Here is a 22,486-nt window from a genome sequence, read left to right as displayed (position 1 = left end):
AATGTTACACTGGATTTGGGTATTAATTGTTGGTGGAATTATCGGCTTGATTGCTGGGGCGATTACTCATCGTGGAGGCTCAATGGGAGTCGTTAGTAATATAATTGCCGGATTAGTTGGTTCATCACTTGGGGAAGCAATTTTAGGTTCCTGGGGACCACAAGTTGCCGGAATGGCGATTATCCCTTCAATTATTGGAGCTGTAATCTTAGTATTAATTGTCTCCTGGATTATTGGGATGATTAACCGCAGGACGGCTTAGATGTTAGATGAAAACGGGGCTTGGAAATTTATTTTCCAAGCCCCGTTTTTATCTAGTGAATAACGTATTTTTGATATTTATCGTAATCTTTTTGTGAAAGTTCAACTGTAAGAAGTGTCCCGCTATTTTGGTATTCAGTATTTAGAATATTGGTATTTTCGTTAAGGTAGGAAACGACATTACCATCCGCAAATGGAATTAGCATTTTAGTTTCAACGTAGTCTTTGAAAAGGTGTTTCCTAATGGTTGACACGAGAAGCTTAAGTGACTCATCATCCTTAGCAGAAATTACAACCTGATCGTCACCTTCCAGAACGGGATATTCCATTTCAGTTTTATCTGCCTTATTGAAAACATAGATCATTGGGATGTTTTCAATTCCAATTTGCTTTAATGTCTTCTCGGTAGTTTTCATCATGTCCTCATAGTGGGGATCAGAAACATCGATTACTTGAATTAAAAGATCGGCATTTGCAGCTTCAGCCAATGTTGACTTGAATGATTCGACAAGGTGAGTTGGCAACTTGCTTACGAACCCAACAGTGTCACTAAGGAGAAAACGTTTTTGGTCGGAGAGTGTTAACTGACGAACACTAGTATCCAGAGTAGCAAAGAGCATATCCTTTTCAAAAACAGTCTTATCTTCACCAATACCGTACCGATCAATCAAACCATTCATAATAGTTGATTTACCGGCGTTAGTGTAACCAACAAGAGCGGCAGTCGGAATAGCGCTTTTATCTCGTTGCTTCCGTTTAACTTCCTCAGAACGATCAATCGCCTTTAATTCTTTTCGCAAGTGACTAATTGAATTCTGAATTGTTCGCCGGTTCATTTCCAGCTTGGTTTCACCAGCACCACGGTTGGTAAAGCCGCTCCCCCCACCAGTTTGCTGATCAAGTCGTTGGTTAGCACTGGTTTGAAGGCGAGGTAACCGATACTGGAGTTCGGCAATTTGAACTTGTAACTTAGCTTCTTTAGATTGGGCGCGTTCAGCAAAGATTTCAAGAATTAATGCAGTTCGGTCAAGAACCCGGCAACCAAGTTCATCTTCCAGGTTACGTAATTGACTTGGAGTTAGTTCATCATTGGTAATAACAGTTGAAATATTTTCACCTAAAACTGCTTCCTTGATTTCTTCTACCTTACCACTCCCAAAATAAGTGGCTGGGTTAGGACGATCGATTGCTTGGTCGATCCGGTCAACGACTTCCATATGATTAGCCTGAGCCAATTCAGCCAGCTCTGTCATTGAATAATCGAAGTCTTCTTGTTCAGTATTTAATCCAGTAATTAATACTGGTTCTTCAGTTTGCATGTTATCCATTGAAAAGTAGTGTTCCCCCTTTTTAATTCAGTTATTTATCAGGAATGTGAAGCTGATTATAAAAGTCTACATGTGTATCAGTATCGGTTAAGGTCATTTTCATAATGCTACCGTTGCGTGGCGAAACATTTTGATCAACACCTTCAAGGTAATGATCAGCAATTGAACGAATTGCAGCTCCATGTGAAACAACAACGGCAACAGAACCGTCTGGCAAGTTACGAAGCCGGTCAAAGCCCTTGTTCATTCGTTGCCAGAAATCCTGTGAATCTTCAGCATCGCCATATTGATCAGCTTTGGCAATCCGGTTTTTTAGCTCATCTGTTCCCCAACCAGCAGCCATTTGTGAAAAGGTATGATAGCCATACTTTCCACCGACAGTATCTGCCACTGCGCCACCATTTGCTCCTTCAAAGAAGCCAAAGAAGATTTCACGAAATGCTGGTTCTTGAATTGGTTCTTTAATTTCAGTATTTGGATCGGAAGCAAGGAGCAAGCGCGCAGTATTAACTGCTCGTGAAAGATCACTACTAAAAATGTAGTCGAATTTGATCTTTGCTAATTCCTTTCCAACCCGCTTAGCATCTTCAATCCCTTTTTCAGTTAGGGGAGCATCAGACCATCCTTGCATTCGGTTGTAGCGATTGAGGTAGGTTTGACCATGACGAACAAAGTAGACAGTTATTGCCAACTTAACCAGCTCCTTTACGAAATTACAATTATTTATTATTTTACCATGCTTTCATGGAGACTGTGAACCATGAGAACGGATAGTTAGAGCATATTATTTCGCTTAAGGATCTTTCGCCGGAAGTGGCGAATAAGCGTTAATATGGCAATAACTGACAAGACAGCAATGACAAAAATAAGGATAATGAGTGAGAAGTGTTCTTTAACGAATGGAATACTCCCGAAGTAATAGCCAATTAAACTAGCGGCTAAGACCCAAACAGTTACGCCGAGAAGGTTACCGATCATAAATCGCCGAAAGTCAAAGTGCATCGTCCCGGCAATGAGCGGGATAAAAGTGCGAATTAAAGGGACAAAACGCCCAAAGGCAACGGTTTTTACCCCGTGCTTTTCTAACAATCGGTGGGCTTTAACCATTCCTGGACCATTCACACGCTTTGAGAGCCATTGCCACCTTGAGAGTGATCGGCCAATGAAGTAGTTTACGGTATCACCAATAAAGGCCGCAAAGAAGAAAACAGGGATCACAATCTCTAATTTGAGAACTGGGTGGAAGGCGATGAATGAAGCGGTGAGGAAAATCAGTGATTCCCCCGGGAGCCAAGGAAAGACAACGAGCCCGGTCTCCATAAAAATGATTGTAAAGAGCAAAACGTAGCTCCATGGACCGAGCCATTCAAACATTGGAATGATAACTTCAGCAATATGAGTCAAAATATAAAATAGATCTGCCAATCGACGAGGCTCCTTTCTAAAATGAGTTATTACACTATTCTACTTTATTTTTTTTAAGGAGGGATGATTGCCTGTAATATTTAAAGATAATTTAGCATTCGCAAGCGAGAAAGCGATATTTCTTCGGTCAGATCATTATCAATGATATAATAGTAAAACGATTCTATGAATGGAGGTAGGAAGTGTGACCGAACAGTCAGTACAAGAATTTGAACAACAGCATCTCGATCATGTTATTGATGAGATTGAACAGGCTAAGGATAAGGCCGAAAAGAAGATCCAAACTGCCCGGACAGATATCAAGGGAATCAATAAGCAAATCGATGATATTCACCTAAATACTACGACTTATTCTGGGATGATGGATACGGCAATGTCGTTCCGTGCTCAGCAACAGATGTTAGATGAACGGCAAAATAGCTGGCAACATGCTGCTGATCACCTTTCAACCCTAAAGAGATTAGAGAAAAAACCCTATTTTGCTCGGATCGACTTCCAGGAGAAAGGAGCAGAAAAGCCTGAAACTGTTTATATTGGGTTGGCTTCCTTTAGTGATCGGCCAGATCATTTCTTGGTTTATGACTGGCGGGCACCAATTTCATCAATTTACTATGAAGGTAAACTGGGGAAGGTCAGCTACGAAACTCCTGTTGGGACCCAGGAAGTTAATCTGACTCTAAAACGTCAGTTTCAGATTGAGAATGGGACAATCGTAACTATTTTTGATACTGATGAGCAGGTTGGAGACCAAATGCTTTTAGCAGCTTTAGGGAGCCATTCTAGTACGAAGATGAAGAGTATCGTAACCACGATCCAGCGAACACAGAACGAAATTATCCGGGACACTAAAGACGAGCTTCTTTTTGTCCAGGGGGCTGCTGGTTCTGGGAAAACTGCAGCGGTCTTGCAACGGGTTGCCTGGCTCTTGTACCGATACCGAGGGAATTTAAGTTCATCTCAAGTCGTCCTCTTTTCCCCAAACCAACTTTTTAATGACTATATTGATCAGGTGTTACCAGAACTTGGGGAACATAATATGGTCCAAATGACCTACTACCAGTTTGCTAATCGGCGGGTGCCACGACTTCATGTCCAAACTTTGGCACAACGATTTGAAATGAGTCAGGATCCCACAACTAAAAAGGCAGTTACATTAACAACGAGCTTAGCATACTTCAAGGCGACTGGGCGTTACGCTAAGCACCTTGGTAAGGCAAATATGCGTTTCCGTAACCTGATGTTCCGGGGAAAGGTCCTCATTAGTAAGGAAAAGATCAAAGAGATTTATTACTCATTTAATAATAATTACAATCTAGGAAACCGCCTTGATGGTACTAAAGAAGCGCTAATTAAGTACTTGAACCACCGGATTAACGTTGAAATGCGTAGTAAGTGGGTTGAAGAAGCTGTTCAAAACCTAAGTAAAGAGCAGATTGATGACATGATGGGTAATCAACCACGAGAGTTTGCTGACGAGGAACAACAATTCAAGTTCTTAGCTCGACAAATCGTAATGCGGGCCCTTACACCTGTCAAACGGGCAATCGATCATAATTTATGGTTAAACATTAATGCCCAATTCATCCATCTTCTTCGGGCAACCCCAAAACTTCTAGACTTAGATAAGTTTGGAATTACAGTTGATGAGTGGCAAGCATATGTAGAAAAGGCTAAGGAAGAACTTAAACAAGGAAAAATTAGTGCTAATGGAATCACTATTTATCTTTACCTCTATGATCTAATAACCGGGAGAAAGGGGCAGCGTGATATTCGCTACGTCTTTATTGATGAAGTTCAGGATTATGATGCATATCAGCTTGCATATCTGAAGTTTCGCTTCCCTCATGCAAAGTTTACCCTTCTTGGTGACTTGAACCAGGCAATTTTTACTCATGAAAATAGTCGTTCATTATTGCGACAATTAAGTACAATGTTTGATCCTGAAAAAACAAGGGTTGTTCAACTGACTAAGTCCTATCGTTCTACAAAACAGATTACTGATTTTACGAAACATCTGTTAACTAATGGTGAAGCAATTGAAGCGTTTGATCGCAAGGGTGAACTGCCAACGGTAATTGAAACTAGGGATTACGCTGCTGGAGTGGCAACGGTCGTAAAAACACTAAAAAAGTACCAAAAAGAGCATGATGCAGTTGCAGTAATTGGTAAGACTCTTGAGGATTGTGAAAAACTCTATGATGAGTTAAAGCGACAAAACATTAAGACAACCCTCATTCGGACTGAAAATCAACGGTTAGTTGATGGGATACTCATTGTCCCATCCTACTTGGCAAAGGGATTGGAATTTGATGCCGTAATTGCGTGGGATACCAATGCTAAAGAGTATCCAGATGATGCGGAACGACAGCTTCTCTACACCATTGCTTCGCGGGCAATGCATTCCTTAACGATGGTTTCTATTGGTAAAGTAACACCACTGTTAAAGGATATTCCAGAAGAATTATATTCATTTGTAAAAGAATAATATGAAAGAGGCCGGGAAAACATTCTGTTTTCCCGGCCTTAATCTGTTAACTTATAGAGTATAATTACAGGAATCCCAATAGGTTAGCTACGCGGCGTAAGCGGTTAATTTTCTGTTTTAAGTCTAGTATTCTGAAAATCAAGTTGCATGATCACATTGGCCATGATAATTAGAATTCCGCCAAGAACTAACCGTGGCGAAAGCTGATCATAGCCTAGAAGAACGGAAATAACAGTCGCAAAAAATGATTCACTCATCAAAATAAGACTTGCAGAAGTGGCATCCGTGTATTTTTGTGCCCGAATTTGAATTCCCCGTGCGGCAAAGGTAATTACGACAGCAACAATCAACAAGGGCAGAAGGGCTTGAAGCCAATTAACATGAGCGAGTGATGAGCGTTCCATCGTTAACGCCAAGGGAGTCCCGCAAATTACTTGGACCGCACCAATAAGAGTAATGATGATCCAGGGACTTGAGGCACGACTGGCATACTTGCCAAAGATAATGATTTGGAAAGCCCAAAAAAAGGCGGAAAGGAAAGTGATTAGGTCACCTGGTTGGAGATGCCAATTGCTTGTCGTTATCCCAGTTAAGATTGCCATCCCGGTGAGTGATAGTGGGATAGCAAAGATGATTTTGAATTTTGGTCGTTCATGCCAAAAAAGCCACAGAACGAGTGGGGTAAGAATAACATAAGTTACGGTGATAAAGGAACTCTTGGCTGGCGTTGTGTAGCGCAAACCAAGTGTCCGTAAATAGTAGCCACAGAAATTGACTACTCCAACAATGAGGCCGATTTTAATATCAAAACGGTTGGCTTGTCGTAGCTGACGATGGAATAAGATAATTCCACCGATGACACACATGGCACCGCGGACGGCATTGATGGTTCCAGACTGCATTCCTGCATTAACCACCATTTTATTGAAAATATAAGTGCTTCCCCAGAGGACTGTTACAAAAACAAGGAGGAGGTTAGCAGTTGATTTGGAAAACTTCATGAGTTTCTTCCTTTCTCGACTGCGAATGCGGACTAGTTTGTCTAGTTCGCATTCGCAGGTCCATCAACGCAGCTAGTCATTTTTCTAGTAGATTAGCTACTACGTGGTTTTATTTTAAAATTACAAAGCGGTTGAGTTAATTCCCAGCTTCAAGAAGATAGCTGCAGACTACCAATTATATCAATAAAAAGCAACTAATTAGCCCGTTTAAGGAAGGGAAGACGGTGAAGATCAGTCTGCATAATGGCGTTAGCAAAGAGTAAGATTATCCCACCAAGAATCAATGAATGAGTTAACGTATCATAACCAAGAATGACAGAAAGAACACTGGCAAAGAATGACTCGAGCATCAGGAGAAGACCAGCGGAAGTAGCGTCCGTATATTTTTGAGCAGTGATTTGGAGACCCTGTGCAATAAAGGTAACCAGGATTGCTAGTAAGGCAACCGGGATTAAAGCTTGAAGCCAGTGGATATGTACGAATGTTTGGGTTTCGGTCGCAAAGGCAACTCCCCAGCCAGCAAGCCCTTGAATTAATCCGATCATAAAGATGATTACCCAAGGACTGGAAGCTTTAGAGGCAATTTTACCGAAGAAGATTAATTGAAGGGCCCAGAAAATCGACGAGATTAAGGTAAGAATATCACCGTAGTTAAGAGCTAAGCCGCTGGCCGTAACATTGGTTAAGATCCCCATTCCGATTAAGGCAAGTGGAATCACGAAATAAGTCTTTCGTTGTGGTCGTTCATGCCAGAAGACCCATAAAAGGATTGGTGAAATTGCGACATACATTGTAGTAATAAAGGCATTTTTCGCGGGTGTAGTAAAACGAAGACCATCGGTTTGTAAGTAGTAGGCGACAAAGTTAGTAATTCCCATTAGTAGACCGACTTTGAAATCAAACCTGGTCATTTTACGAATACTCTTGCTGAAGACTACAAGACAGCCAACGACACACATTGTTCCCCGGACAGCATTAATCATTCCCGAATGCATTCCGGCGTTGATTGCCATCCGCACAAAGATATAACTAGCTCCCCAAAGAATTGCAACTGTTAATAGGAGCAAGTTTGCTTTCCGTTTTGACATTAAGATTACTCCTCTCAATATTTTACCTATCCTAGTATAAATTGATTTGTTGCAAATACAACCAAAAATTAGTGGCGTGGGGGATTTATTTAGAGCAAAACGGAAATTAATTCATCAATTTTGTCTGGGAGTCTATGCAGGGATGAGTAGTTTTCTGACTATTAACTTGTTGGTGACAGAAGCAAAGTTACTGAAACTGAGTCGAAATGAGCTCACCAGGGACTTGCTAGAGCTAGCAATTTCTACTGCAACATAGTCAAAATGAGTTCGCCCCGACCGCACGCTCGAGCCTAACTACGTGCTAATTCGTCAGGGCTCGCACTCTATTTATAAAGTTTTTTTGAAATAAGTTTTTAAAGGTTGCTCATGCGAAAGTGTTGTAATATTGTAAGTATTGATAATTTTTAATGGAGGAACGATTATGAAAACAGCGTTGCAGAAGTTGTGGCATGGCTTGAACACCAAGCTAGGCTTTTTTCTGCTAGTAGTACTCCTATTTGGAATCAAGAGTTATTGGGCATATAGTACTGAGTTCAACTTAGGAGTTAAGGGAAGCATTCAGCACTTTCTTTTAGCGTTTAATACTATTCCCAGTGCCTTAGTATTTCTAGGGATCGCGTTATATTTTAGAGGACGACTCTCGTATTGGTTAATGTTAATCATTAACGCCCTGCTTTCGACGTGGTTGTTTGCTAATATTTTGTACTACCGTGAATTTTCCGATTTTATCACTTTCAATGTTATTAAAGGATCAGGAGCAGCCTCCAATAATTTAGGGACTAGTATTTTAGGAATTATTCGTCCTGAAGACTTCTTGGTTTATGCGGACGTGGTGATTTTGGCCCTGATATTATTATTCCATGTTATCCGGGTAGATATGCGGTACTTCAAGCTCCGTTACGCGATGACGATTACTGCTTTAGGGTTCGTCTTATTTGGCGTTAACTTGGGAATGGCGGAATCAAACCGTTCACAATTGTTAACCCGAACATTTGATAATAACTACATTGTTAAGTACCTTGGCTTACAAGCTTATACGATCTATGATGGGGTTAAGACAACTCATAATAGTGTGGTTAAGGCTAAAGCAAATAGGGAACAGTTAGAACCAGTTCAAAAATTCTTAAAGCAAAACTATGCCAAACCAAACATTGAGTATGAAGGCACGATGCGGGGGAAGAACATCTTTGTTATTCACCTGGAAAGTTTGCAGCAATTCATGATTGACTACAAGCAAAATGGTCAAGAAGTAATGCCAAACTTGAATAAGCTGTATCATTCATCAAACACTCTTGCGTTTGATAACTTCTTCCACCAAGTTGGTCAGGGGAAGACAGCGGATGCTGAAATGATGCTTGAAAACTCACTCTATGGGTTACCAGAAGGTTCAGCAATGGTTACTGATGGGACCACTAACACTTTCCAATCAGCACCAGCATTGTTACACCAAAAGTTAGGTTATACTACTGCTTCGTTCCACGGTGATGTTCCTAGTTTCTGGAACCGGGATAATGCCTACAAGTCCTTTGGTTACCAGTACTTCTTTAGTAAGGGGTATTATCCAAAGGTTAAGGACCAAGAATTGGGTTACGGATTGAAGGATAAGATCTTCATGAAGGAATCAATGCACTATATCGAACAGTTGCCTCAACCGTTCTATGCCAAACTGATTACGGTGACGAACCACTATCCATACATTATTGATAAGAAGAATACGTCAATTGAAGCTTGGAAGACTGGGGATGACACGGTTGATCACTATATTCAAACCGCCCATTACCTTGACCAATCTATCGGTGAATTTCTAGACTACCTTGACAAGTCTGGGTTACGGCAAAATAGTGTCCTTATTCTTTATGGTGACCACTATGGGATTTCAAATAACCATCGTCCTGCAATTGCTCAAATCTTGGGTAAGAAGAAGATTACTAATTATGACTTAGCGATGTTCCAAAAGGTACCATTTATGATTAATGCCCCAGGACTTAAGGGTGGAATTGATCATACTTATGGTGGTGAAATCGACGTTCTACCAACGCTGGAAGATCTATTAGGAATCAGCTCTGATAAGTACATTCAATTTGGTCAGGACCTTCTTTCTAAAGATCGTAATCAAATTGTACCGTTCCGAAATGGTGACTGGGTAACACCTAAGTATACGAAGTACAATGGTGATTACTACCACACCGCAACCGGAAAACAAATCAAGAACCCGACAGCAAAAGAACAGAAACAGATTGATAAGATTCAAAAGTATGTCACTACTGAACTAGGATTGGCTGATAAGGTAATGAATGGGGATCTTCTTCGCTTCTACAAGCTTCCAGGATTCAAAAAGGTTAATAAGAAAGACTATACTTACAACATGAAGAAGAGTCTGAAGAACCTCAAGAAGGATCAAAAGAAGCACAAGACAAGTGTGAAGGCCCAGAATGATAATCAAAGTACCTATGATGATTACTCAACTGACGCCCCTGAATTACAAGATTCTCAACCATCATTCCCTAGTAATTAAACGAAAGTCTTGTAGCTTAGGACAGGCATAAAAACTAAAGAATGGATTATTTAAATTAGGGATTCAAAGTTTGGCAACCCCACACTTTGAATCCCTAATCGTTAAAAAAAGTAAAAATAATCCAAATATGGTATGATTAATGTCAATCGCTTACATTAAATAAATGAAGGAATCAGTAACTATGGATGAATGGATGAACTATGAGCGTTTTGAGCGTCAGCAGTGGCATAACTTTTTTCCCACTGACACTGTTCGCTTGAGTCAAGAAAACCTAGATGATATTAAGTCACTTAATGACCGTATCTCAATTGAAGATGTGCAGGATATTTACCTTCCCCTGATTAAATTATTGCAGTTGCGTTACCAGACATACCTAGAATGGCAGATGCAGAAGGCAAACTTTCTTCACCAAAAGGTCGAGCGGGTACCTTATATTATCGGTATTGCTGGTTCGGTAGCTGTCGGCAAGAGCACAATTGCCCGTTTATTGAGTATTTTGCTAAATAAGTTATTACCAGACAAGCGGGTAGAGTTGATGACAACTGATGGTTTTCTTTTTCCTAATGCTGAGTTGAAACGACAAGGAATTTTAGATCGCAAGGGTTTTCCGGAATCATACGATATGGAAAAGCTACTTCAATTTATGAATGATGTTAAAGCTGGAAAATCTGTAGTAAAGGCTCCTACTTACTCCCACCAAGTTTATGATGTGATGCCTGATCGCCCCTTAGTAATTGATCATCCTGATATTCTTATTGTTGAAGGAATTAATACGCTTCAGCTACCATCAAATCAACAAATTTACGTCAGTGATTATTTTGATACTTCAATTTACGTTGATGCTGATCCGCAATTGATTGAGGAATGGTACTTACAACGGTTTGGAATGCTATTAAATTCTGCTTTCACGGATCCGGATAATTATTACTACTCATACAGTAAGGGGCCACGAGAAAGGGCCTTTGAAATGGCTAAAAAGGTTTGGCAAACGATTGACCTTCCTAATTTGACAGAATACATTTTACCAACTCGGAATCGGGCGAACATTATCCTTCATAAAACGAATAATCATGTTGTTGATCGAATTTACTTAAAACGGGGGTAAATAAAGGACTCTTGTCACACTATCTATTGAATAGTATGACAGGAGTTATTTATTTTAAAAACGAACTAATAATGACCATTGACCATTAATCGTTTAGCTTGTAAACTATGATGTTAAGAATAAAAATCAGAAAAAGGAAGTGGCAACGTGGCAAAATTAAACTTGGATGCTTTCGATAAGATCATCGTGCTTGATTTCGGTAGTCAATATAACCAATTGATTACTCGGCGGTTACGTGACTTTGGAGTTTATTCCGAACTTCTATCGCATAAGATTACTGCTGATGAGATTAAGCAGATTAACCCTAAGGGGATTATTTTCTCTGGTGGTCCCAACAGTGTCTATGATCCAGATGCCTTTAAGGTTGATCCGGAGATCTTTAAGTTAGGTATTCCAATTTTAGGAATTTGTTATGGGATGCAATTAATGTCATACGACCTTGGCGGTAAGGTTGAAAAGGCTGATAATTCCGAATACGGTCGGGCTGACATTGAAGTCTTAGATGACAACGCAGTCTTGTTCAAGGGACTACCAAAGAAGCAATACGTTTGGATGAGCCACGGTGATTTGGTAACTCAAGCACCAGAAGGCTTTGAAGTTGTTGCAACTAGCAAGAACTGCCCAATTTCTGCGATTGCTGATAATCAGCGGAAGTTTTACGGGATCCAATTCCACGCTGAAGTGCGGAACTCTGAATACGGCTTAGACATTTTACGACGGTTTGCCTTTGATGTTTGTGGCGCCAAGGATAACTGGACGATGGATGACTTTATCGATCTTCAGGTTGAACATATTCGTCAAGAAGTTGGCGATAAAAAAGTCATTCTTGGCCTTTCAGGTGGGGTTGATTCTAGTGTTACTGCCGTTTTGATCCACAAGGCAATTGGTGACCAATTAACTTGTATTTTTGTTGATCACGGATTACTGCGGAAGAACGAGGCAGATCAAGTCATGAAGGCGTTAAACAAGGATCTTGGTGTTAACATCATCAAGGTAGATGCTTCTGACCGCTTTCTTGGTAAGTTAAAGGGAGTTACCGATCCGGAAACCAAGCGGAAGATTATTGGTAAGGAATTCATTGAAGTCTTCAATGAGGAGGCGAAGAAAATTCCTGATGCGGACTTCCTTGCTCAAGGAACCTTGTACACCGATGTGATCGAATCCGGAACTGACACTGCCCAAACAATCAAGTCCCACCACAATGTCGGGGGATTACCAAAGAAGCTGGGCTTTAAGTTAATCGAACCATTGCGAAAGCTCTTTAAGGATGAAACCCGTGAGTTGGGTGAAAAGTTGGGAATTCCACATGAATTAGTCTGGAGACAACCATTCCCAGGTCCTGGTTTAGGGATCCGGGTAATTGGTGAAATTACTCCTGAAAAGCTTGAAATTGTTCGTGAAAGTGACGCAATTCTTCGTGAAGAAATTAAGAAGGCCGGCTTAGACGAAAAGATTTGGCAGTACTTCACTGTCTTGCCAGGAATTCGTTCAGTTGGTGTTATGGGTGACGGTCGGACTTACGACTACGCTGTTGCTATTCGTGCCGTTACCTCAATTGATGGGATGACTGCTGACTTTGCTGAGATTCCGTGGGATGTTTTACAAAAGATCTCCGTCCGGATCGTAAACGAAGTCGATCACGTTAACCGGATCCTTTATGATGTCACGAGTAAGCCACCTTCGACGATCGAGTATGAATAGCAGGCAGAGTTCTTGCGCCTTGATAGAGAGTGGAATGAAAACTTTACCGGTGTCTGCCAATAATATCCTAGATAAAAAAATCGGATGATGAATAAGATTTGAATTCATCATCCGACTTTTTACGTATCAAGAAGATATTAAGGATTAGTCCTTAAACTTTATTTTAAAGTTAATGAATTTTGAGACTACAGGTTTTAATATGGATATATAGTAATACGAATAAGGTTGATTTATTATGCATAACTTAATTTTTCTCACGGACTTAGTAGGAAACGACTTAGATCCTTATGTGCGACTCAATGAAGCCCAGCTTTTTCACGCTCGGAACCTATTTATTGCGGAAAGCCCGAAGGTAATTGAACGGGCTTTACGGGCTGGCTACCAGCCGGCTTCACTCTTAGTGGAAGAAAAGTTCCTCGATCGCGACCTGGCTGATCTGGATCATGAAATGGCAATTAACCAAACGACAGGATTAGGGCAAACACCAATTTATGTAGCTAACAGCGAGTTACTTCGTCAGTTGCCCGGTTACAACCTTTTACGCGGAGCCCTTTCCACAATGTATCGTGTCGAACGACCGGATCTAACTAGCTTTTTAGCGAAGATGCCAGCTGATCATCCCCGGATTGCAGTCCTTGAAAGTGTGGTTAATCCTGCGAACATTGGTGCAATCTTCCGTTCAGCGGCTGCACTAGGAATTGATGGGGTGATTGTAACGAGTGATTCAGCCGATCCGCTGTATCGTCGTGCGTCCCGGGTAGCGATGGGAACCGTCTTTCAGGTGCCGTGGACCTATGTTGATGCCCAAGCTTGGCAGGCAAAAGGAATTAGCCTTCTTCACCAGTACGGCTATCAGGCAGCAGCCATGGCTTTGCGTCATAATACTGTTAGTATTGATGATTCTCAGCTGGATAAGGTCGATAAACTAGCGATCATTCTTGGATCAGAAGGCCCTGGACTACGGGAAAAGACGATTACAGAAAGTGATTTTACGATTAAGATCCCGATGACGACAGGTGTTGATTCTTTGAATGTCGCTGCGGCTTCAGCACTTGCTTTTTGGGAATTGGGTAAGCGACAAACTAAATAGTAATATAAAAGGATTGAGAACCGTTATCTTTGTTCTCAATCCTTTTTTAGTTCAAATTTTTTACATGAATGAACCGTTGAATCACTGTCAGGTCGGAATTATTCAATGCCTGAATAACATTAGCATCTTGGTGGCCAAACTCGAGGTATTGACCATGATTGGTAGCGAGTAGTTGCAAAAATAAGCGAGTTGTGCGGCCATTGCCTTCGCGGAACGGGTGGAGGTAGTTCAGTGAGTCGAGCAGTTTAGCATATTGGAAGGCAGTTGGCTGATCTGCTTTACCAGCTCATCAATTTGAGCGTTGATATTAGTGATTGCCATATCAAAGGCAGTTGGTGGCATAAAGGTTGTGCCACCCTTTGAAATATAATAAGTGCGCGGTTGACCAGCCCAACTATAAAGTTCACCAAAAAGAAATTGGTGGATTTTCGGGAAGTCGTCCATATTCCTAACTTGATACCCGTGATCAAGGATCCACAAAGCGTGGTGGGCAACCATGTGAAATTCGACGCTACTTAATTCATCAGGATCTTGGATGTCTAACTTATTTCTCAAGGTGCCGTTTGGGTAGAGAAAGGCTTTTCTTAATTTATCATCGTTCATATCAATCACCAATGATTGTCTTAAATTGCTGCTCTAATTCGGGATGCCCATTTTCCATAAAGGCTTTTAGCTCTTCAATGTCGGCTGAAGTCGGTTGCCATCCCTCCATGACGTTGCTTTTAACGACAAATTTAATGTTCTGGTAAATTGCTCGATCAGGAAATTTGACTCCCTGGATACTCTGGGACTGGTCATCAATTATTAAAGAGAATTGTCCGTCTTCGTTCTCAACTGCCATAGTGTTCCTCCAATATTAGTCGGTTCTTACCTTGCTAACAATCGTGCTTTCAAAAGTCGCTGGGCAACGATGACAACCAGGAAAAGCTTCAGGATGCCCGGAATAATAAACGGAATTACCCCAATTGTCATTGCTTGTGAAAGGGTGAGATGGTTAGCGGGGATTAACCACAGACCACCGATGATGAGTTGACTAGCTGCTCCCAAAAAATTAGCTAAGCAGATCGTCAGCGAGCTACGTGACGTTAATCCTAGGATACCACTTGTAATGAGACCGTAAATCAGGAAGCCGATTAAGTAGCCGCCCAAAGGACTGAGGAGGATTGGTAGGCCACCAGCAAAGTTGGCAAAGACGGGGAGACCAACGCTCCCGATTAAGAGGTACGTAAAGATTATTAAAAGGCAATCCCTTAATGGAAGCATTGTTGCGATCATTCCAATGGCAAATGTTTGAAGGGTCAGCGGAACACCTGGGAGGGGGATTGTAATCTGTGAACAGATGATGAGGATTGCAAGCATCATCGCGTCTAGTGTTAGTTGTTTAGTTTTCAATTGGTTACTCCTTAGCAATATTATTTGATTAATTTTAACGTTAGGTTACTATAATTAAAAGCACATTTTAGCAGAGGAGTGTTTCACGTGAAAGCAGCTATTCTTGAAAAGTACCAAAAGCAATCGCCAAAGTTAGTTATCCAGGACGTTAATCTTCCTAATGTAGGACCCCACCAGGTATTAATTAAAACATTAGCGGCTGGTGTTAACCCATTGGATCTCCTGATCGCGCGGGGACAATTTAAGCTAGTGATTCCTTACCCACTTCCCTTAATTATGGGAAATGAAGTAGTCGGTGAAGTTATCCAGGTAGGAAAACAAGTTACCAAGTTTAAAGTTGGTGAACGAGTGTACGCCCGGTTGCCATTGGATAGGATCGGCGCGTTTGCGGAAAAGGTAATGATTGAGGAAAGCGCCCTTGCAAAAGTTCCTGAGTATTTAACGAATGAGGAAGCGGCAACCGTCCCATTGACTGCCCTGACAGCAATGCAGGCTTTCCAGTTAATGGACGTGAAGAAGGGTGGTCGCCTATTTATTTCTGGTGGTACCGGAAGTTTTGGTGCCATGGCGATCCCGTTGGCAAAGGAAAAGGGACTATCCGTGATTACCAATGGTAGTGGAAGAAATAAGGATCGGGTCATGAAACTTGGGGTAGACCAGTTTATCAACTACCAGACTACTGACTATTCTCAGGTGTTATCAAATGTTGATTATGTTATCGACACGCTTGGTGGCCCAGAAACCCAGAAACAATTCGGAATTCTGAAGAAGGGTGGTCGCTTAGTGTCACTTCGGGGGATGCCTAACCATGATTTTGCTGTTCGTACGGGGATGCCTGCCTGGAAGCGACTCTTATTTGGCGCCGCGGGTTGGCGTTTAGATCGCTTAGCAGCAAAGAATAACCAACGTTACTATTTCATGAACGTTCATGAAGATGGGGATCAATTAACTCAGGTAAGTCAGATGTTGGAGAAGACACAACTCCATCCTAAGGTTGATCGTTGCTACCCATTTACAAAGGTGAACGATGCACTTGCTCATATTGCCGGTGGTCACCTGCAAGGAAAAACAGTTCTAACATTTGAGGAGTAAAAAATAAGAAGGTCGGGAAAATTTCCCGGCCTTCTTATTTTTTAAACGAGTCCACATATTGGTGAACTTCAGTTAGAATTTTTTGTTTATTATCGTAGCATTGTGGCGAAAGATCAACTGGGTAGATTTCTGGATTGAGGTTTCGTGTGTATTCATTCCAGAAGTCATCCAGTGACTTTTGGCGCCGTTGCCGAATTTCCGCCAGACTAGGTTCGTCGTAAACGAATTTGCCATCTTGCCAGATGGTTTTGAGCATTGGGCGAGCGATGAAGTCTCGGACGTTTTTCCGTTGAAGTGGGTAGTTAGGATTAAACATCTTCAGAACCGATTCCTTTTGCGGCTTCTCGTGATCAAGGGCAACGTAATCACCCTCATTCTTGCAGTCGATTCGGTCATTGATCCGCCAGACCTGCTTCTTGCCGGGGGTTGAAATTTTCCCAATATTGTTAGAAACCTTAATCGTATCGACGAGCTTTCCTTGCTTACCCGCGAAGGCGACTAACTTGTAGACTGCCCCGAGGGTTGGTTGGTCGTAGGCGGTAATTAACTTAGTGCCAACGCCCCAAACATCAATCTGGGCACCTTGCATCTTAAGGTTTTGGATTGTTTGTTCGTCAAGACCGTTAGATGCAATGATTTTCGTTTTGGTAAAGCCAGCATCATCCAACATTTTCCGGACCTTCTTAGAAAGGTAGGACATGTCACCACTATCGATCCGGACAGCTTGGAAGTTAATCTGATCGCCCATTTCCTTGGCAACCTTAATGGCATTCGGTACCCCACTTTTAAGGGTATCAAAGGTGTCGACCAGGAAGGTGCAATCATGGTGTGTCTGGGCATAGGCTTTAAAGGCATCATAGTCACTTCGGTAGGCTTGCACCAGGGCGTGGGCGTGAGTACCAGAAATCGGGATCCCAAAGAGCTTCCCGGCGCGGACGTTGCTGGTCGAATCAAAGCCACCGATGTAAGCGGCCCGGGTTCCCCAGAGTGCGGCATCAAATTCTTGGGCACGACGGGAACCAAATTCCATTACGGGTTGGTTGCCGACAACGGTCTTAATCCGTGATGCCTTAGTGGCGACCATGATTTGGTAGTTTAAAATGTTAAGGATGGCGGTTTCGATCAGTTGCCCCTCGATCAATGGTGCATCAATTTGGAGGAGGGGTTCATTGTTAAAGACGAGTTCACCCTCCTCAAAGCTCCGGACCGTTCCCGTAAACTTGAAATTACGCAGGTATTCCAAGAAATCATCATCAAACTGACCGGTAGTTTTGAGGTAATCAATATCACTTGCGGAAAAGTGGAGGTTTTTTAGGTATTGAATAATGTGGCCGAGTCCGGCGTAGATAGCGTAACCGTTGTTAAAAGGCATTTTCCGGAAAAAGGCTTCAAAGATCGCCCGTTTCTGACTGATCCCCTGTTTCCAATAAGTTTGCATCATGCTTAGTTCATACGCATCGGTATGGAGGGCCAAACTATCATCTGGGTAATTGTACTTCATTGTGATCCACGTCCTTTCGGTGGGTATTTCTTAAAATAATTAAAAAGTTAGGGCAAACAAGAAAGATAGGGTTATTTATGAATATGCTTGTCCTTTTTGTGCATGGTAAAATCAGCTACTAATGAACTCAACAACTGTTTAAATAAAAATAACAGTAACGACCTCAAATTAATAGTTAATTCAAACGACAGATCATGAATTCTGACTAATTATGGACACATTTGCGAAGTTGTACTCCAAATTTATGTTCTTTTCATTTATGCTATTTCCATAATTTAACTACACAGTGTAATGAATTAACTAAGCTGTAACGAAACGAGGTAAAAAAGATGACAAAAGTTGAAGAACTTGTTCAACACGTTAAAGATGCAGATGCGATTGTTGTTGGTGCTGGATCAGGAATGTCTAACGCTGCCGGGATGAACTTCTGGTATGAAGCGAGCCCCCTCTTTATGAAGCACATGAAATATTTTTATGATAAGTACCACTTCCAAGGTTTGTTTAATGGCTTCTATAACCACTTTGATTCCGAAGAGGAGCACTGGGCTTTTACCTTAGAATCAATGAACATGATTTTTAACATTCCACCGCAAAAGCCAACTTATGAATATTTGACAACTCTTCTTAAGAAGAAACCTTTCCACATTGTGACGACTAATCAGGATATGATTTTCAAAAAGTTCTTTGGTAAGGATCAAGTAAGTGAGATTCAGGGATCCTGGTCTTACTTCCAGAGTAGTAATCCAAATACTGATAAGCACCTCTATAGTTCTCAAAGAATTTTAGATGAGTTACTGCCCAAAGTGAAGGATCACCGTTTAGCAGCAGATTTAATTCCAAAGAGCAGAGTGGATGGAGCACCATTAACTTTATGGGCTCGAGGCCCCGAATTTTTGGAAGATAAGCTTTACAACGAAGAGTACCAAAAGATTAACCACTTCTTGGGACAACACCGGGGAGAAAAGATCCTTTTCCTTGAAATGGGTGTTGGCCGGATGACACCAATGTTCATACAGGAACCGTTCTGGGAAATGACACATTACATGCCGAATTCTTTCTATACCAACATTAACCCTAAGGATGCTTTAACCAGTCCTGTAATTAAGGACCGTTCACTACTGGTTGATGAAGACATTAATGAAGTTTTAAAGGATGTTGCTGCATTGATTAAAGGAGGACAAAATGACTAATTTAGGAATTAAAACCGCACAAAAATGGTTAAAAGATGCGGATGCAATTTTGGTAACCGCCAGTAATGGTTTTTCCATTTCAGAGGGCTTGAACTTATTTGCTAATGATGAAAAACTGCGGACAGTGCTTGGTGACCTGGTTGACAAGTATCATTTCCAAAATCTTTTAAATGCGTTGAGCTATCACTATACCAATAAACTAGATCAGTGGCGGGCATATGCGCGGGTAAGCGAATATTACGTTTACAATTACCATCCTGGTGAGTTGATGGCCGATTTGAAGAAAATCCTTGGCAATAAGCCATCATTTATTTGGACCTCCAATGTCGATCATCACTTTAAGATTGGTGGGTTTGATAATTTGCTTGAAATTGAAGGAAGTTGGACAAGTGGCGTTTGCTCTGCCCATCCTCAAGAACACCCCGTTGTGTCCTTAAACGAAACTCTTCATCAAATTTATGAAAAGGATCAGGCGGGAACCCTTACTGAAGATGACTTACCAACCTGCGAGGAATGCGGTGCCCCAATCGCAATGAATGTTCCGGGACCAACTTTCCGGATGAACCAGGAACAAGTTCAGGGCTTTAAACAATTTATCGAACAGTACCAGGATAAGAACATCCTTGTCCTTGAACTGGGAATCGGTCCTCATAACCAACTGATTAAGGCACCAAGTATGCAGCTGGTCGCAAGCAATTCTCATGCCCACTACATCACAATTAATAAGGGACAATTATTAATTCCGGATGTAATTGGTGAACGCTCCATTGGTTTTTCTTCGTCAATTCAGGAGGCGTTTGATGCATTACTGACGGGTAAGGGCGAACTTGAGATCCAAGGCCCAGCGAAGCCAGCACCAAAACTCACTCCGGAACAACAAGCTGAGCAGGAAAAGATGCTAAAGCAGTTCTACCCTTCATACATGGTTGACCGGGGAATTCGTCCGGGAGAGTTAACGATGTACATGACGGTTGACAAGGATCATCCGTCATACCTGCACATGATTCAAGATGGCCAGTCTCTGATGTATTCACTGGGGGATGCCGCAATCGTTCATTGCTTCACCCAGGATGGCCAATACTATTCAGTCCGGTTAGGGCTAGACAAGACCAAGAAGGAAGTCCACGGCTTCTATGTCAATGCGGGAACCTTTATTGCCATTGAAGATGCTAATGATAGCGGTGCTGGCTTCTCACAGGTTAGTGCCGGAATTTCTGCTAACGCTAGCAGTGAATTACTCGTCCCAAGGGTTGATCAATTGACCAAGCTTTTCCCGAACCAGAAAGAATTGATTGAGCGGTTGTCGGTAAAACAATAAAACGAAAAAAATGAAGCTGGGAATTAACCTCCTCGAGAGCCTGGTTGGCTAACCTAGAACGATGAATGATGATGAAATCATCATTCATCGTTCGTAGCTAATAGGCTTGCTCCGCTGCGTTAGACTCGAAGGCTTTGGTTACGACGCGAAGCTAGCCTATTAGGATTCCCGCGATTACACTCTATAAGTTCGGAGACTATTAGTGACAAAAAGAGGATGAGAAAAATGTTTTGTTTTTTCCCATCCTCTTTTTTTGTACTAAACCTAATTTTTCTTCTTAAAGTACTCGTATCCAGCATTAATGAACTGGTTGAGCATCTTTACCTCGTGGTACCATTCGTCATCCTTGACAAAGTGGTGGCGTTTATTGATCGCAAAGGAACCATGAATGGTGTAGGAGAATAACGTTTCGGCGTCCTTCTGGTTTAGACCAGTACGTTTCTGAATTTGGGGAATCGACTTAGCCCGTTCGTGTTTGGCGATCCGGCCAATGATGTATTCGCTTAGATCGGGATCCATCAGGAGGGCACGGTACTTTTGCGAATTAGCGATTCGCTGGCAGGTTGGCAATAATGATTCGTTTTGCTTGAGGTAGTCAGTCGTGATTTCACCAGTGAGTGGGGTGCTGTCAGCTGAATTCTGTGAAATCATCATTGCATCATCAAGGACGCTATTGAGGACGTCCGTTAGGTTATCGAAGTGTAGGTAAAAAGTTGACCGGGTGATTTCTGCTTCTCGGCAAACCTGAGCCACGGTAATTTTAGAATAGGACTTTTGATTGATCAGGGTCAGGAATGCTTCTTTGATGACGTTGATGGTATAGAGGGTTCGGCGATCGATTTTGCGTGACTTCATAATAAAACTCCTTTACAGATTTATTGAAGTGTCTTTAAGCAGACAGGAATTTCAAAGTTGTTCTTAATCTTTTGTTGCGTTTCAATTATCCTTAATTCTATGAAATTAATGACACGTTGTCCATAAATAGACAACAAGAATGATAAAAGGAGTAGGAAGATGAACAAACGCTCAATGTATGAACAATTAGTTATCCAGACCCAGATGAACTATTCGCAATACTACGGGATTTATATGCAGGGTGGGACAGCAGTTAAACTGACTGAAAAGCCTCAACCGTCATATCAGGAACAACTGGCTACGTTTGCTCAGAAGGTTAAGGAAGCAGACTACATTATTATTGGTGGTGCTTCCGGATTATCCGCAGCGGGTGGCGGTGATTTTTACTACACCGATTCACCGTCATATAAGAAGCATTTTGCGAAGTTCTATAAAAAATACGGCTTCAAGGGTGCCTTTGCGGGGATGCGTCACCGCTGGGAAAGTCGCGAAGAATTCTGGGGATACCTCGCAACATTTTTGAATACCACCCTTCATGCGGAAGTTCGTTCCCCATACCGTGATCTCCAGGAAATTTTAAAGGATCGGGACTACTTCATTGTTACTACTAATCAGGATACCCAGGCAATTAAGGTATTTCCTGAGGAGAAGGTAGCTCAAATCCAAGGGGATCACCGTTTCTTCCAGTGTTCCCAGCAATGCACTGATGAGGTTTGGGACGCGGTTAAGCCGGTTGAAGAAATGGTTAAGGCAATGGGTGATAGTACTAAGGTGCCAACTGAGTTAATTCCGCGCTGCCCTCACTGTGGTGCAGAAGCATTTCCGTGGGTGCGGGGTTACGGAAACTTCCTTGAAGGGACTCGTTACCAAAATGAATACCAAAAGATTTCAGATGAGATTGAAAAGCACCGTCACGACCGGATCTTGTTTGTTGAATTGGGCGTTGGTCGGATGACGCCAATGTTTATTCAGGAACCATTCTGGGCATTGACAAGCCAATTGCCTGGGGCGTTTGATGTCATGGTTAACAAGGAATACCAATTCTTACCAGAACAGATTGAGGATCGGGGTGTCGCAATTAAGGGTGATATTGCTAAGGTGCTCGCTGACGTCAAAGCTGCTTTGTAAGAAGTTGGTTG

The 22,486-nt window shown here is 41.9% G+C and carries 21 protein-coding genes; 10 read left to right on the top strand and 11 right to left on the bottom strand.

Features of this window, described 5'->3' with window-relative positions:
• Position 1: 1 nt before the first annotated feature.
• Complete coding sequence (locus H5R64_RS06635) at positions 2 to 262, top strand: GlsB/YeaQ/YmgE family stress response membrane protein (RefSeq protein ID WP_182580780.1); 261 nt, start codon at positions 2 to 4, stop codon at positions 260 to 262.
• A 52-nt stretch (positions 263 to 314) separates the two neighbouring features.
• On the opposite strand, the gene hflX is transcribed toward H5R64_RS06635, so the two are convergent.
• The 3 genes from hflX to H5R64_RS06620 all read right to left on the bottom strand — a co-directional run bounded on the left by hflX (position 315) and on the right by H5R64_RS06620 (position 3,014).
• On the bottom strand, positions 315 to 1,589 hold the full coding sequence (gene hflX / locus H5R64_RS06630) for a GTPase HflX (RefSeq protein WP_182580781.1): 1,275 nt from the start codon (positions 1,587 to 1,589) through the stop codon (positions 315 to 317).
• A 31-nt stretch (positions 1,590 to 1,620) separates the two neighbouring features.
• Complete coding sequence (locus H5R64_RS06625) at positions 1,621 to 2,280, bottom strand: histidine phosphatase family protein (protein ID WP_182580782.1); 660 nt, start codon at positions 2,278 to 2,280, stop codon at positions 1,621 to 1,623.
• A gap of 83 nt (positions 2,281 to 2,363) precedes the next feature.
• The gene (locus tag H5R64_RS06620) at positions 2,364 to 3,014 is read right to left on the bottom strand and encodes a DedA family protein (protein ID WP_182583095.1); all 651 of its coding nucleotides are present in this window, start codon (positions 3,012 to 3,014) and stop codon (positions 2,364 to 2,366) included.
• 169 nt (positions 3,015 to 3,183) lie between these two features.
• Between H5R64_RS06620 and helD the strand changes: the two genes are divergently transcribed.
• Positions 3,184 to 5,499: an RNA polymerase recycling motor HelD gene (gene helD / locus H5R64_RS06615; protein ID WP_182580784.1), complete on the top strand. Its 2,316-nt coding sequence runs from the start codon at positions 3,184 to 3,186 to the stop codon at positions 5,497 to 5,499.
• A 104-nt stretch (positions 5,500 to 5,603) separates the two neighbouring features.
• Here helD and H5R64_RS06610 read toward each other — a convergent pair whose 3' ends face one another.
• Together H5R64_RS06610 and H5R64_RS06605 are read right to left on the bottom strand one after the other, a co-directional pair.
• Entirely contained in the window at positions 5,604 to 6,500 is an 897-nt protein-coding gene (locus tag H5R64_RS06610) for a DMT family transporter (protein ID WP_182583093.1), read from the bottom strand.
• A gap of 194 nt (positions 6,501 to 6,694) precedes the next feature.
• Positions 6,695 to 7,588 (bottom strand): DMT family transporter, encoded by an 894-nt coding sequence (locus H5R64_RS06605; RefSeq protein WP_182580786.1) that lies wholly within the window; start codon positions 7,586 to 7,588, stop codon positions 6,695 to 6,697.
• Between the two features lie 421 nt (positions 7,589 to 8,009).
• On the opposite strand from H5R64_RS06605, the gene H5R64_RS06600 reads away from it, so the two are divergent.
• The 4 genes from H5R64_RS06600 to H5R64_RS06585 all read left to right on the top strand — a co-directional run bounded on the left by H5R64_RS06600 (position 8,010) and on the right by H5R64_RS06585 (position 13,999).
• Positions 8,010 to 10,103: an LTA synthase family protein gene (locus H5R64_RS06600; RefSeq protein WP_182580787.1), complete on the top strand. Its 2,094-nt coding sequence runs from the start codon at positions 8,010 to 8,012 to the stop codon at positions 10,101 to 10,103.
• A gap of 181 nt (positions 10,104 to 10,284) precedes the next feature.
• Positions 10,285 to 11,208: a type I pantothenate kinase gene (gene coaA, locus H5R64_RS06595; RefSeq protein ID WP_182580788.1), complete on the top strand. Its 924-nt coding sequence runs from the start codon at positions 10,285 to 10,287 to the stop codon at positions 11,206 to 11,208.
• Positions 11,209 to 11,355: 147 nt separating this feature from the next.
• Positions 11,356 to 12,909 carry a glutamine-hydrolyzing GMP synthase gene (gene guaA, locus H5R64_RS06590; protein WP_182580789.1) on the top strand — a complete coding sequence of 518 codons (1,554 nt, stop codon included), beginning with the start codon at positions 11,356 to 11,358 and terminating at the stop codon, positions 12,907 to 12,909.
• A gap of 235 nt (positions 12,910 to 13,144) precedes the next feature.
• Entirely contained in the window at positions 13,145 to 13,999 is an 855-nt protein-coding gene (locus H5R64_RS06585) for a TrmH family RNA methyltransferase (protein WP_182580795.1), read from the top strand.
• A 46-nt stretch (positions 14,000 to 14,045) separates the two neighbouring features.
• Here the strand turns inward: H5R64_RS06585 and H5R64_RS06580 are convergent, their stop codons facing one another.
• Genes H5R64_RS06580 through H5R64_RS06565 form a run of 4 tightly spaced genes read right to left on the bottom strand, consistent with a single transcriptional unit; the run spans position 14,046 to position 15,391 of the window.
• Positions 14,046 to 14,231: a Fic family protein gene (locus H5R64_RS06580; RefSeq protein ID WP_231797932.1), complete on the bottom strand. Its 186-nt coding sequence runs from the start codon at positions 14,229 to 14,231 to the stop codon at positions 14,046 to 14,048.
• Positions 14,228 to 14,602, bottom strand: coding sequence for a hypothetical protein (locus H5R64_RS06575; RefSeq protein WP_182583091.1), 375 nt, complete (start codon positions 14,600 to 14,602; stop codon positions 14,228 to 14,230). Before H5R64_RS06575 ends, H5R64_RS06580 begins: the two co-directional genes overlap by 4 nt.
• Position 14,603: 1 nt before the next feature.
• On the bottom strand, positions 14,604 to 14,840 hold the full coding sequence (locus H5R64_RS06570; protein ID WP_182580797.1) for a hypothetical protein: 237 nt from the start codon (positions 14,838 to 14,840) through the stop codon (positions 14,604 to 14,606).
• A gap of 26 nt (positions 14,841 to 14,866) precedes the next feature.
• Positions 14,867 to 15,391: a biotin transporter BioY gene (locus tag H5R64_RS06565; RefSeq protein ID WP_231797930.1), complete on the bottom strand. Its 525-nt coding sequence runs from the start codon at positions 15,389 to 15,391 to the stop codon at positions 14,867 to 14,869.
• A gap of 87 nt (positions 15,392 to 15,478) precedes the next feature.
• Here H5R64_RS06565 and H5R64_RS06560 point away from each other — a divergent pair, with 87 nt between their 5' ends.
• Positions 15,479 to 16,483 (top strand): NADP-dependent oxidoreductase, encoded by a 1,005-nt coding sequence (locus tag H5R64_RS06560; RefSeq protein WP_182580798.1) that lies wholly within the window; start codon positions 15,479 to 15,481, stop codon positions 16,481 to 16,483.
• 34 nt (positions 16,484 to 16,517) lie between these two features.
• On the opposite strand, the gene H5R64_RS06555 is transcribed toward H5R64_RS06560, so the two are convergent.
• Positions 16,518 to 17,984 carry a nicotinate phosphoribosyltransferase gene (locus H5R64_RS06555; protein WP_182580799.1) on the bottom strand — a complete coding sequence of 489 codons (1,467 nt, stop codon included), beginning with the start codon at positions 17,982 to 17,984 and terminating at the stop codon, positions 16,518 to 16,520.
• Between the two features lie 329 nt (positions 17,985 to 18,313).
• Between H5R64_RS06555 and H5R64_RS06550 the strand changes: the two genes are divergently transcribed.
• Entirely contained in the window at positions 18,314 to 19,174 is an 861-nt protein-coding gene (locus H5R64_RS06550) for an SIR2 family NAD-dependent protein deacylase (RefSeq protein WP_182580800.1), read from the top strand.
• Complete coding sequence (locus tag H5R64_RS08635; RefSeq protein WP_231797929.1) at positions 19,167 to 20,492, top strand: SIR2 family NAD-dependent protein deacylase; 1,326 nt, start codon at positions 19,167 to 19,169, stop codon at positions 20,490 to 20,492. The genes H5R64_RS06550 and H5R64_RS08635 overlap by 8 nt, the downstream gene beginning before the upstream one ends.
• Positions 20,493 to 20,756: 264 nt before the next feature.
• Here H5R64_RS08635 and H5R64_RS06540 read toward each other — a convergent pair whose 3' ends face one another.
• Complete coding sequence (locus H5R64_RS06540; protein WP_182580801.1) at positions 20,757 to 21,347, bottom strand: TetR/AcrR family transcriptional regulator; 591 nt, start codon at positions 21,345 to 21,347, stop codon at positions 20,757 to 20,759.
• 159 nt (positions 21,348 to 21,506) lie between these two features.
• Here H5R64_RS06540 and H5R64_RS06535 point away from each other — a divergent pair, with 159 nt between their 5' ends.
• Complete coding sequence (locus H5R64_RS06535) at positions 21,507 to 22,475, top strand: SIR2 family NAD-dependent protein deacylase (RefSeq protein ID WP_182580802.1); 969 nt, start codon at positions 21,507 to 21,509, stop codon at positions 22,473 to 22,475.
• The last annotated feature ends 11 nt before the right edge of the window (positions 22,476 to 22,486 follow it).

This window comes from Limosilactobacillus fastidiosus (assembly GCF_014145505.1).
Lineage (GTDB): Bacteria > Bacillota > Bacilli > Lactobacillales > Lactobacillaceae > Limosilactobacillus > Limosilactobacillus fastidiosus.
The sequence above is the reverse complement of the archived record's forward strand: the minus strand, read 5'-3'. Positions and strand labels throughout refer to the sequence as shown.